This is a genomic window from Halomarina ordinaria (genome assembly GCF_030553305.1).
Classification (GTDB): Archaea; Halobacteriota; Halobacteria; order Halobacteriales; family Haloarculaceae; genus Halomarina; species Halomarina ordinaria.
Window position 1 is genome coordinate 1368042 of sequence record NZ_JARRAH010000001.1, and the last position, 12517, is coordinate 1380558.

A 12517-nucleotide genomic window follows, 5' to 3' on the forward strand; every position below is an offset into this window, starting at 1 on the left:
AGGCACTCCGCGACGCCGGTTCACTCGGTAGTATGCTCTCTGTCGCGCTCGCGGGGAAGCCGAACGCGGGCAAGTCGACGTTCTACCGCGCCGCGACCCTCGCCGAGGTGGACGTCGGCAACTACCCCTTCACGACCATCGACCCGAACCGGGGAGTGAGCCACGTCCGGACGGACTGTCCCTGTCTCGACCGCGAGGAACGCTGCGGCGACGACCGCTGTCGGGACGGCAAGCGCTACGTGCCGATAGAACTCCTCGACGTGGCCGGCCTGGTCCCCGGTGCCCACGAGGGACGGGGACTGGGCAACCAGTTCCTCGACGCGCTGTCGAACGCGGACGTCATCCTCAACGTCGTCGACGCCTCCGGCGGGACGAACGCCGAGGGCGAACCCGTCGAGGCGGGGAGCTACGACCCCGTGCAGGACGTGGACTTCGTCGAGGAGGAGATGGACCTCTGGCTGGCGGGCATCGTCGCGCGCAACTGGGAGTCCGTCGAGCGCCAGTCGCGCGCGCCCGACTTCGACCTGGAGGACGCTCTCACCGAGTTGCTGACGGGCATCGGCGCGAGCGAGGCGGACGTCTCGGCGACCCTCCGGACGGTCGAGTACCCCGCCGACCCGAAAGCGTGGACCGACGAGGACCGAGAGCGCCTCGCGAGCGACCTTCGCGCGCGCTCGAAGCCCATCGTCGTCGTGGCGAACAAGGCCGACGTCGCCCCACAGGAGAACCTCGACGCGCTCCGCGAGGCCGCCGACATCGTCGTCCCCGCGACCGCCGAGGGGGAACTCGCGCTCCGGCAGGCCGCGGAGGCGGGCGTCGTCGCCTACGACCCCGGCGACCCGGCGTTCGAGGTGGTCGGCGACGTGACCGCCCAGCAGGAGGCCGGACTGGAGCGCATCAGCGGGGTGATGGACGAGTGGGGCGGGACCGGCGTGCAGACGGCGCTGAACGCCGCCGTGTACGACCTGCTCGACCACGTCACCGCCTTCCCGGTCCAGAACGAGTCGAAGTGGACCGACGGCCAGGGGAACGTCCTCCCGGACGCCTTCCTCCTCCCGCGCGGGTCGACCCCGACCGACCTCGCGTACGCCGTCCACTCGGACATCGGCGACGGGTACCTCCACGCGGTCGACGCCCGCGCACGCCGGCGCATCGGCGACGACTACGAACTGGCGGAGGGCGACGTCGTCAAGATAGTGAGCACGGCGACGTAGTCAGCGCAGGTGGTGGCGGTAGTCGCCCACGTCGCGGACCAGTTCGGGCGCGTGGTCGGTCCCGAGACCGACGAGGAGTGCCGGGGGGAGCGGTGTCGTCGCGCCGCCGAGCGCGTCGAACGAGTCAGTTCATCTCCTCGGCGGTGTCGACGCCGGCGACGACCGGCGTTCCGTCCTCGACCTCCGCGCGGTGCCCGGCCGCCGCGTCGTCGAGCAGTTTCGCGGCCTGCGCCCGGTGCGCGTCGCGGACGGCCGACGCGAGCGAGGAATCGAGGTCGAGGTCGGACGCGAGGCCGTCCCACGCGGCCGCGTCGGCGAAGTAGATTCGAGTGCCCTCGACGGTCGTGTAGTCGTACTCGCGCTCGTAGGTCGAGTGCTCGTCGGTGAGCGAGGCGGCGACGACGTCGAGCGTCGCTGCCAGGTCCTCCGCCTCGACGCCCTCGTCGTCGGCGACCCGCTCGCAGACCTCGCGGTCGATGGCCGTCGTCGCCGTCGCGTCGGTGTCGGTCATGCCGTCGTCGTACTCGTGGGGCCGGTATCAACGCTGGGGTCGGGGCGGTCACGCGAGCGGCCGGAACCAGACGGCGGCGACGAGGAACGCGAGGAAGACGTACGACCCGCGGACGAGCACCTTCGTCGCCAGTTCCGGGGGCATCGGGCGTGTGAGGGCGGCGATAGCGGCGAACGCGAGCGCGGCGGCGACGCTGCTGGGCGGGAAGACGGGCGTGAGGAGGGCGAGGAGAGCGACGACGAGCATCCCCGCGCCCATCAGCCCGTAGGCGGTCAGGCGGGCGCGTCGGGGGCCGAGCACGACGGCCACCGTTCGTTTCGAGATGGAGCGGTCGTACTCGTAGTCCTTGGCGTCGTCTATCGTCTTGATGCCCGAGAGGACGACGACGAAGACGACGGCGAACGCGAGGACGGTCCCCGAGAGCCCTCCCGACTGGACGTAGTGGCCACCGAGGAGCGCGAAGCCGATGCCGGCGGGGTAGCCGGCCGTCGCGGAGACGGGGTTGACGTCGAGTTGCGGGGCGTGGAAGTAACCGATGAGCCAGCCGGGGAGGGTGAGCAGCGCGGCGACCGGCCCGGCGAGCAGGGCGACGACGGCGAGCAGGGCGAAGAAACCGACGGACGAGGCGAGGAGCGCGCGTCGACATCCCCACTCCGTGAGGGGGTGGTCGTCGTCCTCGCCGCGGGCGTAGAAGTCGACGTAGCCGTCCTTCACGTGGGCGGTGTAGAGCGCACAGAAGACCGCCCCGAGGTGGACGGCGGCGAGCGTCGGCGAGAGCTCGCGGGCGAGCACCGCGCCGAAGGCGCTCGCGGCCAGCGGCGGGAGCATGAACACGGGGTGGACCTGGGAGGCGAGCGCGCGCGCCGCGCCCGCGGCTCCCGACTCGTGCCGTGCGATACCCATGAGAGAGGGTGGCGGAGCGTCGACAAGAAACCTCGGCCGGCGAGGCCAACCGACGGCCTCACCGGTCGGTCGAGGCGACCGTCACCTCGACGGTGAGGTCGGAGCCGGGAAGCGCGACGCGGTGCGAGCCGCCGGCCACGAGTCGCCGGGCGGCCGCGCGAGCGAGGAGCGCGCCCGCGAGAGCCGTCGCCAGCAGGGCGACGACGAGGGGCGCGGCCAGCGCGGCCAGCGCCAAGGGGACGACGCCGGCGAGGGCGCTCGCGACGAGGAGCGCGCGGCCGTCGGCGCGCGTTCGGGGGTCGTAGGGCTGTGCCGTAGCGGAGTGCTGTCGGGACATCGGTGTGTGGTGAGTGCTGTCGCTCGGACGCGATGCGGGCTCGGCAGGAAGGGAGTCGTGCCGAGACGGGGGTCCCGACACTGGCGCTCGCGTGCCGAGAGGCGCGCGAGCGTCGAGGCGGGACCGGGTCAGAATCCGGTGACTGGGAGCATCGTGTCTGGAGGGATGTCAGCCGACGGCAAAAACGGTGGGGGTGGTGTGTGAGGCGTTATCGCCGCTCGTGCGCCCAGTTCGACCGGTCGAAGACGGTCGCGGCGAGGTGGGAGGCGAGGTCGCGGGCGTCGGTCTCCGTGGCGGTGTGGAGGTCACCCGAGACGGGGCCGACCTCGCCGCCGACGCGTTCGACCTGCGAGTCGGCGTCGGTCCGCGCCTCCTGGCGGCGGAAGGCGTGGACGCGGTCGCGCAGGCGCTGGACGACCTCGGGACGGAGTTCGCGTTCGAGGTGCTGGAGGTCGTACCGGACGACGTAGCCGCGGGCGGCGTCGCGCACCGCCACCACCGGGAGCCCACGCTCGGCGCAGCGCTCCCACACGCGGCGCTGTTCGGCCGGCGTCTCGTAGAGCGGGACGTGGTCGGGCGCGAGCGAATCCACGGTCGACGTAGAAGGTGAAGGCGATTAGATTCGTCGCTTGCGAACGGGTCAGCGCACCGCGTCGGTCGCCCGCCGCATCCCCTCGATGGCCTCCTTCAGCGTCTCGACGCCGGCGGCGTAGGAGATGCGAGCGTAACCGGCGCCGTGTTCCCCGAACGCCTCGCCGGGGACGACGACGACGCCCTCGTCGATGACCGCCTGGGTCCACCCCTCGGGTACGCGTGGCATGGCGTAGAACGCCCCCTGCGGCGTGGGCGTGTCGAGGCCCATGTCGTCGAGGCCGTCGAGCAGGACGTCCCGGCGCTCCTCGAACGCCGAACGCATCTCCTCGACGACGTCCTGCGGGCCGGAGAGGGCGGCCTCTGCCGCGAACTGTGCCGGGGCACTGGCACAGGCCTGGACGTACTGGTGGACGCGGAGCATGCGCTCGACCCGGCGCTCGCTGGCCGCCACCCAGCCCAGTCGCCACCCGGTCATCGAGTAGGTCTTCGAGCAGGCGTTCACCACGACGACGTTGTCCGTCTCGGCGTAGCGCATGGGCGAGTGGTGCTCGCCGTCGAAGACGAGGCGCTCGTACACCTCGTCGGTGAGACAGAGCACGTCGTGGTCGTCGGCGATGCGCGCGAACTCGCGCATGTCGGCTTCCGATTGGACGGCACCCGTGGGGTTCGACGGCGAGTTGACGACGAAGACGGCGGTGTCGTCGGTGATGGCCGCCTCGACGGCCGCCGGGTCCATGGTGAGGTCGTCGCGCAGGCCGACGGGACGGGGGGTGCCGCCGGCGAGGAGGGTGAGCGCCTCGTAGGAGACGAAGCCGGGGTCGGGGTAGACGACCTCCTGGCCGGGGTCGACGTGCGCCTCGAGGGCGACGTGGAGCGCCTCGCTCCCGCCCGCGGTGGCGATGAGGTGCTCCGGGTCGACCGAGAAGCCGTTGTCGCGGTCGTGTTTCGCGCTGATGGCCTCGCGGAGCGCGAGCGTCCCCTTGTTCGACGTGTAGGCGTCGCTCGCACCCGACTCGATGGCGTCGATGGCGGCCCGTTTCGCGTGCTCGGGCGTCGGGAAGTCCGGTTGGCCGAGGCCGAGGTTGATGGCGTCGGCCCCGGCGGCCTCGAACACCTCGCGGATTCCGCTGATGGAGATCTCCTCGACGCGGCCAGAGAACTCGGTCATACGCCTACCGCGGTCCAGTGGAGCATAACTGTGGCGTGTCACGCCACCTCGGTCCCGTCGCGGAGGTCCGCGACGTACGTCTCCAGCGCGCTCATCGCCGCGTCGGCGTCCATGTAGCCGCGGTCGTACTCGTGGAACACCTCGTCGGTCCGACGGAAGAACGTCCGTAGCGCCTCGTCCGTGTCGGTCATGTCGTACCCGTGGGTGCGCCGGGGCCTTATTCACACCGGGAGGGCGACCCAGAGCACGACGGCGTTCGCGACGAGCACGGCCGCCAGTGCGACGAGCAACGCGCGCCGTCGCGGGCCGTCGAGACGGGTGGCCGCGACGCCGACCCCCAGCGCGAGGAACGCCGCCGCCGGGACGAGCGCGGTACCGCCGCCCCCCGAGAGGGCGACGGCGAGGAACCAGCCGCCGGGTGCGACCGCCCAGCGGTGCGCGCCCGTCGGTCGCGCCTCGCGCGCGAGCGCCGCGAGGCCGCCCGCGCCGACGACCGCGAGCGGGAACGCGACGCCGACGGCGGCGACCGTCGGTCCGAACCGTGCGAGGGCAGCACCGACCTCGACCGCCGAGAGGTCGCCCGCGACCCGGTCGACGACGACACCCGCGGTGCCCGCCGCGAGCAGGTGCGCGAGCGCGAACCCGGCGAGGCCGACGGTCCCCACGAAGTAGCCGAACAGCGCCTCGCGGTCGCGCCGGAGGAGGAGGGCGCCGGTCACCGGGAAGACGACGGCGGGGAGCCAGAGGCCGGCGGCGGCCGCGCCCGCGAACCCGGCGGCAGCGGGCGAGCGCTCGAACGCGAGGTGGAGACAGAGCAGGCCCGCGAGCAGCGCCGCGTAGGTCGCCGCGAAGCCGTAGAGGGGCCCGGCGGCGAACCCCGGGAGCGCGAACGGCGAGAGGCCGGCGGCGACGCTCGCGGTCCGGTCGCCGGTGAGCCGGTGTGCGAGCAGGGCGACGAGGACGACGCACCCGACACAGGCGCCGACCGAGAGGCCGACGCCGAGGAGGTAGGCGAGCGTCGGGTCCCCGCCGGCGACGACGGACAGGAGCGCCGCCGTCTGGTAGGCGACCGGCGCCAGCGCCGCCTCCCCGCCGAGCGAGAGCGGGTCGCCCCACGCGACGGTGGGACCGCCGACCCGCGCGGCGAGGTCTGACACCGTCGCCGGCGGACGGTCGACGCCGACCAGCACCCGCACGAACGCCAGCGTCTCTGCGAGGAACGCGACGGCGGCCAGCGCGACGACCCACCGCTCGCGGAGGCGGTCGGGGAGCCCCGCGACCCACGTCCCGACCGGCACGCCGACCGACCGGGAGGCGAGGCTCACGGGACCACCTCCGGCGACCCGCGCCCGGTTCCGGTCGAGAACAGTTCCATAATCGAGAGAGACACGATACTAGTTATTTGTTAGCTAGAGGATAGAACGCGGTAAGCGACGGGTAACGCGCCCCGCGGGACGCGGCGTGCGGTGACGGGTGCTGTGCGGTGCGAGGAGAACGCGAGCGTGGGTGACGCGACGTTACTTGAACCGGAACGTCTCGAGGTTCTTCGGGGCGAAGGTGCGCATGTTGAACTCGTGATAGAGCGCCGAGGAGAGGTCCTGGACGCTCCCCTCGTCGCCGTGGACGCAGAGTACCTTCTCCGGGCGGGGGTTCATCGTGCGCACGAAGTTCATCAGGCCGTTACGGTCGGCGTGGCCGGAGAAGCCGTCGACCGTCTCGACGTCGAGTTTCAGCGAGAGCGTGTTCGCGCGCCCGCCGCGGCCGTTCATCGGTATCTCGTCCCAGCCGTTCTGGATGCGCCGACCGAGCGTCCCCTGGGCCTGGTAGCCGACGAACACCATCCGCGAGTCGGGGTCCGGCCCGACGTGTTCGAGCCACGACATGATGGGACCGCCGGTGACCATGCCGGAGGTCGAGAGGATGATACAGGGTTCGCCGTCGGCGACCTCCTGGCGCTCCTCCTCGCCGCGGTCGATGTGGTTGAACTGCGGCGAGAGGAAGGGGTTCTCGTCGTCGTGGAAGATGCGGTCGCGGAGGTCGTCGCGGAGGTACTCGGGGTAGGTCGTGTGGATGGCCGTCGCCTCCCAGATCATCCCGTCGAGGTGGACGGGCATCTCCGGAATCTTGCCGGTGCGCATCGCCTCCTCGATGACGAGCATGATCTCCTGGGACCGACCCACGGCGAAGGCGGGGATGAGGACCTTCCCGCCACGGTCGTAGGTCTCGTTGATGACCTCGACGAGTTTGCGCTCGGAGTCCTCCTGGTCGGTCTGGTAGTCGTTGCGCCCGCCGTAGGTCGACTCCAGGACGAGCGTCTCGACGCGGGGGAACTCGTTGACCGCGCCGTTGAACAGGCGGGTGTCGGTGTAGTGGATGTCGCCGGAGAACGCGACGTTGTAGAGGCCGTCGCCGATGTGGAAGTGGCTCACCGCCGACCCGAGGATGTGGCCCGCGTTGTGGAAGGTGAGCTTCACGTCCGGCGCGATGTCGGTGACGTCGCCGTACTCCAGCGGGATGCAGTGCTTGATGGCCTCGCGCACCATCTCGGACTCGTAGGGCGGCGCGCGGCCCTCCTTGGCCGCCACGTCGAGGTAGTCGAGCGTCAGCAGGCCCATCAGGTCGCGCGTCGGTTCGGTGCAGTAGATGGGGCCGTCGTAGCCGTACTTGAACAGGAGGGGGACGAGCGCGGAGTGGTCGAGGTGGGCGTGGGTCAGCACGACCGCGTCGAGGGAGGCCGCGCCCGACCCGAGCGCCTCGGGCACCTGGAGGTACGGGACGTCGTCGGAGCCGGGTTTGTCGCCGCAGTCGACGAGGATGCGCGTCTCCGGCGTCGAGAGGATGAACGAGGCGCGCCCGACCTCCCGACAGCAGCCGAGCGTCGAGATGCGCACCCACTCGTCGTCGGACATCTCGCGGCGGTGAATCTGGCGACCGACGCGTTCGAGGATGTCCCGCCGGTCGTCGCGCTCCTGTTTCAGGAAGTTGCGCACGTTCGAGACCGTCGAGGACTCGATGGGCGGGGTGCGGACCACCTCGGGGGTCCAGCCGATACGCTTCGTTATCTCGCGGAGGGTCGAGCCGTGGCGACCGATGACCATACCGGGTTTCTGGGCCTCGATGACCACCTCGCCGGTGTCCGCGTGGAAGTCGAGGTCGGTGACCCCCGCCTCCTCCGGGATGACGCCGCGGATCTGCTCCTCGGCGTCGGCGGGTCGCGACAGGACGTCCGGGTCCGGCCGGACGGTGATTCGCTTGCGGAGCTTCCCCGCGAGCGTTCGAACGAGGTCACCGTTCTGCGCGAACCGCTTGGGGTCTCGCGTGTAGATGACCAGTTCCGGTCCCTCGTAGGTGACGTCGGAGATCGAGATGTCGTTGGGGACCTCTTCGGTAATCTCTGCCTTCAGCGCGTCGAGTTGCTTCTCTACCGTACTCATAACTCACTCGAGAGGGCGGGGTTCCGGCGTACGCCACACCCGGACGCTCCCCGGCGACGCGCCGGGAACGAACCAGCGTCGGGTTGTAACAGTACGTCATGCTAGGTGACTCGTGCCGCGGTCACGGCCCGGAAAACCCGCGTTATCTGGGCATATACCACCATCATTATAAAAGCCTTCGCAAAGGCCACGTCCCCGCGACGCGCACGGGGGGTATGGACCTCGACCTGACGCCCGAGCGCGTCCGAGCGGAGTACGAGTTCGTCCGCGAACGCCCCATCGCCCCCTTCATCACCGAGGTGCGACGGTCGCTCGGCGAGGCGTTCGACACCGAGGTAGCACCCGTCGACGACGAACAGTACCGCACGGAGGTGGACACCGTCTTCGCGGACGGCGACCGCGCGGTGAACGCGGCGGCGCTCGTCGCGATGCTTCGCGCCCTCGACGTCGCCGGCGACTACCCAGGGTTCGTCGTCGACGAGTTCCTCGGGCGCGAACTGGCGAGCACCATCGCGGGCGGCCAGCCCCTCGCGCTGCTCGCGGAGGCCACCTTCCACTACGCGGACATCCACCACCACAACGACGAGGGGGGCGCGGGCCTCGACGACCTCGACGCGGCGCTCGCGGCGGGGTTCCAGACCCGGCTGCCGGGATGGTCGTGGACCGAGAGCGAGAGCCCGTTCGCCGTCCGGTGAGCCTCTGGCGCCGAACCGAACCGGATTTCTCGCCCATCGCTCTACCCCCAGTATGACCTCGCTAGCGCGGCGCGCGTCGTTCCTCGCGGGCGCGCGGGCCGTCGCCCCCATCATGGTCGGCATCGTGCCGTTCGGCCTGCTCGCCGGCGCGACGGCCGTCGCGGTGGGCATCGACCCCCTCCAGGCCGTCGGCATGTCGGTGTTCATCTTCGCCGGCGCCTCCCAGCTGGCGGCCATCGACCTCGTGGGCGGCGACGCGCCCGCCGTCGTCGTCGTGGCGACGGTGCTCATCATCAACCTCCGCATGAGCATGTACAGCGCGTCGCTCGCGCCCTACTTCGACCGTCTGCGAACGCTCGCGCGCGTCCCGCTCGCCTACCTGCTCACCGACCAGGCGTACGCGCTCGCCGTGACGCGCTTCGGCGAGGAGGAGGGACCGCGCTCGCGGACGTGGTACTACCTCGGCGCGGCCCTCCCGCTGTGGGTCGTCTGGCAACTGTGTACGGTCGTCGGCATCGTCGCGGGCGCGGCCGTCCCCGAGTCGATACCCATCGACTTCGCCGTCCCACTGACGTTCCTCGCGCTGCTCGTCCCGGCCATCGAGGGACGCGCGACGGCGGCGGCCGCGGCCGTCGGCGGCGGGGTGGCCGTCGTCGGGGCGGGCCTCCCGTTCAACCTCGGCCTCGTCGTGGGCGCGCTCTGCGGTATCGCCGGCGGGATGGTCGCAGACGGGGTGGGTGACGAGTGAGCCTCGCCGGTCTCGACCTCTGGCTGGTCATCCTCGCGGCGGGGCTCGGGACGTTCCTCATCCGCCTCTCGTTCTTCCTGCTGTTCGAGCGCGTCGACACGGTCCCGACGCGCGTCCGGTGGGCGCTGTCGTTCGTCCCGCCGGCGGTGCTGGCGGCGCTGGTCGCACCCGACATCGTCGCGCTCTCGCCGGAGTCGTTCTCGCCGGCGCGTCTGCTGGCGGGCCTGTTCGCCGTCGCCGTCGCCTGGCGCACCGAGAGCGTCCTCGCCACCATCGTCTCCGGACTCGTCGCGCTGGTGGTGTTCCAGACGGTCCTCTGAGCGCGACCGCTCCGTCACCCGTCGGTCGCCGCACGAGGCACGCTCCGTCCGTGTCCGTCGTCGCCGAAAAACCGACGCCGTCACCGCGTCCGTTCGACCGCCCGACGCCGCGAGGGGACGGGTCAGTTCCCGTCGACGTCGACGTCGTCGCCGTCGCTCTCGACGTGGAAGCCGTCCGTGCCCTCGACGTCGAGGTAGTCGCCGTCCTGCTCGATGGTGACGTCGCCGTCGTCGAACTCGACGCCGCCCTCGCCGTCGCTCTCGAACTCGACGTCGTCTCCGTCGACCTCCAGGCCGTCGTCGTCCTCCTCGATGTCGAGGCCGTCGCTCTCGACGTCGGTGCTGTCGGCGTCGAGTTCGATGTCGACCGGGCCGCTCGCGCTCTCGAAGTCGAGGTCGCCGTCGGCGTCACGGTCGTAGTCCACGTCCTCGGTCTCGACCTCGCTGTGGTCGTCGTCTTGCTCGATATCGAGGTCGTCGCTCTCGAGCGACACCTCGCTCCCGTCGTCGCTGGTCTCGAAGTCGAGGTCGTTCTCCGTGCTCTGCACCTCGAGGTCGCCGTCGGCGTCGTGGTGTATCTGCCGACCGTCGCCCTCGACGTCGATACCCTCGTCCGTCTCCTCGACGTCGATACCCTCGTCGTCACCGTTTTCGTTCGCCCCGTCGTTCCCGTTCTCGTCGTCCGCGTTCGCGTCGTTCCCGTTCGCTCCGTCGCCCGTGGGTTCGTCGGCGCCCTGACCGGCCAGCGCACCCATGGAACCGACCACGAGCCCGATCACGACGAGAACGACCGCTACGGAGACGAGCGCACGTCTCGCATCACTTCGTGGCATGGTTGATTCGCCCTGCTCTCTACGAGAGACGTGTGACTCTTGGCCGACCGAGCGCGTGTAGTAGCGACCTAATCAGTTAGTCCGGGCCGACCCGACGTGGTTAGGCCCCGCCCGGCGGTCGACGGTGCTCGGGTGCGCGAGGGCGTGTCGGCATCACGTCGGACTTAAGCCCACCCTGCGACACCTACCGGTATGAGCGGCGAACAGGAACTCGGCATCACCGAGTCCAAGGAGCACAACCCCGGCGACTGGTACGCCGAGGTCGTCCAGAAGGCCGGCCTCGCGGACTACGCGCCGATGGGCGGGTTCATCGTGACGCGACCGCGCGGCTACGCGCTGTGGGAGGGCATCCAGTCCGCCCTCGACGGCTGGTTCAAGGAGACGGGCGTACAGAACGCCTACTTCCCGCTGTTCATTCCCGAGAGCTACCTCGAACGCGAGAAGGACGTCGTCGAGGGGTTCGACCCCGAGGTGGCGTGGGTCACCCAGGGCGGCTACGAGGAACTCGAGGAGCGCCTCGCGGTCCGGCCCACCAGCGAGTCCATCATCACGCCGTTCATCGCCCGGTGGGTGCGCAGCCACCGCGACCTGCCCCTGCGCGTGAACCAGTGGTGCTCGGTCGTGCGCTGGGAGGCGACCGACACGAAGCCCTTCTTCCGGACGAAGGAGTTCCTCTGGCAGGAGGGCCACACCGCCCACCGCGACCACGAGGACGCCTGGGCGGAGACGATGCGCCGCCTCGACCAGTACGAGCGCCTCTACACGGACGTCCTCGCCATGCCCGTCCTCCGTGGACAGAAGCCCGCCCACGACAAGTTCCCCGGCGCCGACACCACCACCACCGTCGAGGCGCTCATGCCCGACGGGAAGTCCGTCCAGGCCGGCACCAGCCACCACCTCGGTACCTCCTTCGCGGAGGCCTACGACGTCACCTACGCCGACGAGGACGAGGAGGAACAGCTGGCGCACACCACCTCGTGGGGCGTCTCCTGGCGCGCGCTGGGCGCGCTCGTCATGACCCACTCGGACGACCAGGGACTGGTGCTGCCGCCCACCATCGCCCCCACGCAGGTCGTCTGCGTCCCCATCTGGCAGGAGGACACCCGCGAGGAGGTCCTCGACTACTGTGGGGAACTCGTCGACGACCTGGAGGCCGCCGGCGTGCGCGTCGACCTCGACGACCGCGACGAGCGCAACCCCGGCTTCAAGTTCAACGAGTGGGAGCTGAAGGGCGTCCCCCTCCGCATCGAGGTCGGACCGAACGAGGTCAGCGACGGGGAGGTGACGCTCGTCCACCGCCCCGACGGCGAGACCGAGGTCGCCGACCGCGACGACCTGGAGGGGGCGGTCGAGGAGGCGCTCGACACCGTCTACGCGAAGCTCTACGCCGCCGCCGAGGAGACCCTGGAGTCGAACGTCCGCGAGGCGGAGAGCCGCGACGAGATACTGGGCACCATCGGCCGGCACGGGGGCTACGTCGAGACCGGCTGGTGCGGCGAGGAGTCCTGCGAGGCGGAGATAAAGGAGCAGATCGCGGCCGAGATAGTCATGGTTCCCCTCGACGACGAGGAGCCGCCCGTCCACGACGAGTGTGGGGTCTGCGGGGAGACGGCCGAGCGGACGGCCTACTTCGCGCGCACCTACTGACTGGACGAACGTGAGGTCGAACGCGCTTCACTGACGAACGTCACGACGAAGTCGCGTTCCGAACGATTTTTCCACCGGTCCGAGGCGGTTCGACGTACCGTCTTTCCAGTTCG

General features: G+C 70.7%; 14 protein-coding genes. 5 read left to right on the forward strand and 9 right to left on the reverse strand.

All coding sequences use genetic code 11. The features are described from left to right. Positions 1–32: 32 nt before the first annotated feature. Entirely contained in the window at positions 33–1214 is a 1182-nt protein-coding gene (locus tag P1Y20_RS07475) for a redox-regulated ATPase YchF (RefSeq protein WP_304448032.1), read from the forward strand. Positions 1215–1338: 124 nt separating this feature from the next. Here the strand turns inward: P1Y20_RS07475 and P1Y20_RS07480 are convergent, their stop codons facing one another. The 8 genes from P1Y20_RS07480 to P1Y20_RS07515 form a co-directional block, all read right to left on the reverse strand. Next, positions 1339–1725: a DUF8048 family protein gene (locus P1Y20_RS07480; protein WP_304448033.1), complete on the reverse strand. Its 387-nt coding sequence runs from the start codon at positions 1723–1725 to the stop codon at positions 1339–1341. Between the two features lie 48 nt (positions 1726–1773). Next, a complete protein-coding gene (locus P1Y20_RS07485; protein WP_304448034.1) occupies positions 1774–2628 on the reverse strand; it encodes a UbiA family prenyltransferase in 855 nt (284 codons plus the stop codon). Between the two features lie 58 nt (positions 2629–2686). Then, a complete protein-coding gene (locus P1Y20_RS07490; protein ID WP_304448035.1) occupies positions 2687–2965 on the reverse strand; it encodes a hypothetical protein in 279 nt (92 codons plus the stop codon). A gap of 208 nt (positions 2966–3173) precedes the next feature. Further along, the gene (locus P1Y20_RS07495; protein WP_304448036.1) at positions 3174–3557 is read right to left on the reverse strand and encodes a hypothetical protein; all 384 of its coding nucleotides are present in this window, start codon (positions 3555–3557) and stop codon (positions 3174–3176) included. Between the two features lie 48 nt (positions 3558–3605). Continuing rightward, the gene (locus P1Y20_RS07500) at positions 3606–4727 is read right to left on the reverse strand and encodes a pyridoxal phosphate-dependent aminotransferase (RefSeq protein ID WP_304448037.1); all 1122 of its coding nucleotides are present in this window, start codon (positions 4725–4727) and stop codon (positions 3606–3608) included. Positions 4728–4765: 38 nt separating this feature from the next. Further along, positions 4766–4918: a hypothetical protein gene (locus P1Y20_RS07505; protein ID WP_304448038.1), complete on the reverse strand. Its 153-nt coding sequence runs from the start codon at positions 4916–4918 to the stop codon at positions 4766–4768. A 30-nt stretch (positions 4919–4948) separates the two neighbouring features. Then, positions 4949–6052: a DolP-mannose mannosyltransferase gene (locus P1Y20_RS07510; protein WP_304448039.1), complete on the reverse strand. Its 1104-nt coding sequence runs from the start codon at positions 6050–6052 to the stop codon at positions 4949–4951. 192 nt (positions 6053–6244) lie between these two features. Next, positions 6245–8161 (reverse strand): beta-CASP ribonuclease aCPSF1, encoded by a 1917-nt coding sequence (locus P1Y20_RS07515; protein WP_304448040.1) that lies wholly within the window; start codon positions 8159–8161, stop codon positions 6245–6247. Between the two features lie 215 nt (positions 8162–8376). On the opposite strand from P1Y20_RS07515, the gene P1Y20_RS07520 reads away from it, so the two are divergent. The 3 genes from P1Y20_RS07520 to P1Y20_RS07530 are packed head-to-tail and all read left to right on the forward strand — an operon-like array spanning position 8377 to position 9924. Further along, positions 8377–8856, forward strand: a complete 480-nt coding sequence (locus tag P1Y20_RS07520; RefSeq protein ID WP_304448041.1) for a DUF7984 family protein — start codon at positions 8377–8379, stop codon at positions 8854–8856. A 52-nt stretch (positions 8857–8908) separates the two neighbouring features. Then, positions 8909–9604, forward strand: coding sequence for an AzlC family ABC transporter permease (locus tag P1Y20_RS07525; protein WP_304448042.1), 696 nt, complete (start codon positions 8909–8911; stop codon positions 9602–9604). Then, positions 9601–9924, forward strand: a complete 324-nt coding sequence (locus P1Y20_RS07530; protein ID WP_304448043.1) for an AzlD domain-containing protein — start codon at positions 9601–9603, stop codon at positions 9922–9924. Before P1Y20_RS07525 ends, P1Y20_RS07530 begins: the two co-directional genes overlap by 4 nt. A 122-nt stretch (positions 9925–10046) precedes the next feature. On the opposite strand, the gene P1Y20_RS07535 is transcribed toward P1Y20_RS07530, so the two are convergent. Next, positions 10047–10679: a hypothetical protein gene (locus P1Y20_RS07535; protein ID WP_304448044.1), complete on the reverse strand. Its 633-nt coding sequence runs from the start codon at positions 10677–10679 to the stop codon at positions 10047–10049. Positions 10680–10949: 270 nt separating this feature from the next. Between P1Y20_RS07535 and proS the strand changes: the two genes are divergently transcribed. After that, complete coding sequence (gene proS / locus P1Y20_RS07540; protein ID WP_304448045.1) at positions 10950–12404, forward strand: proline--tRNA ligase; 1455 nt, start codon at positions 10950–10952, stop codon at positions 12402–12404. Positions 12405–12517 lie beyond the last annotated feature (113 nt).

Bases quoted from the DNA above. Each gene is read 5' to 3' on its own strand.
- P1Y20_RS07475 (WP_304448032.1), top strand. From the start codon at position 33: ATGCTCTCTGTCGCGCTCGCGGGGAAGCCGAACGCGGGCAAGTCGACG.
- P1Y20_RS07480 (WP_304448033.1), bottom strand. From the start codon at position 1,725: ATGACCGACACCGACGCGACGGCGACGACGGCCATCGACCGCGAGGTC.
- P1Y20_RS07485 (WP_304448034.1), bottom strand. From the start codon at position 2,628: ATGGGTATCGCACGGCACGAGTCGGGAGCCGCGGGCGCGGCGCGCGCG.
- P1Y20_RS07490 (WP_304448035.1), bottom strand. From the start codon at position 2,965: ATGTCCCGACAGCACTCCGCTACGGCACAGCCCTACGACCCCCGAACG.
- P1Y20_RS07500 (WP_304448037.1), bottom strand. From the start codon at position 4,727: ATGACCGAGTTCTCTGGCCGCGTCGAGGAGATCTCCATCAGCGGAATC.
- P1Y20_RS07505 (WP_304448038.1), bottom strand. From the start codon at position 4,918: ATGACCGACACGGACGAGGCGCTACGGACGTTCTTCCGTCGGACCGAC.
- P1Y20_RS07515 (WP_304448040.1), bottom strand. From the start codon at position 8,161: ATGAGTACGGTAGAGAAGCAACTCGACGCGCTGAAGGCAGAGATTACC.
- P1Y20_RS07520 (WP_304448041.1), top strand. From the start codon at position 8,377: ATGGACCTCGACCTGACGCCCGAGCGCGTCCGAGCGGAGTACGAGTTC.
- P1Y20_RS07525 (WP_304448042.1), top strand. From the start codon at position 8,909: ATGACCTCGCTAGCGCGGCGCGCGTCGTTCCTCGCGGGCGCGCGGGCC.
- P1Y20_RS07535 (WP_304448044.1), bottom strand. From the start codon at position 10,679: ATGGGTGCGCTGGCCGGTCAGGGCGCCGACGAACCCACGGGCGACGGA.
- proS (WP_304448045.1), top strand. From the start codon at position 10,950: ATGAGCGGCGAACAGGAACTCGGCATCACCGAGTCCAAGGAGCACAAC.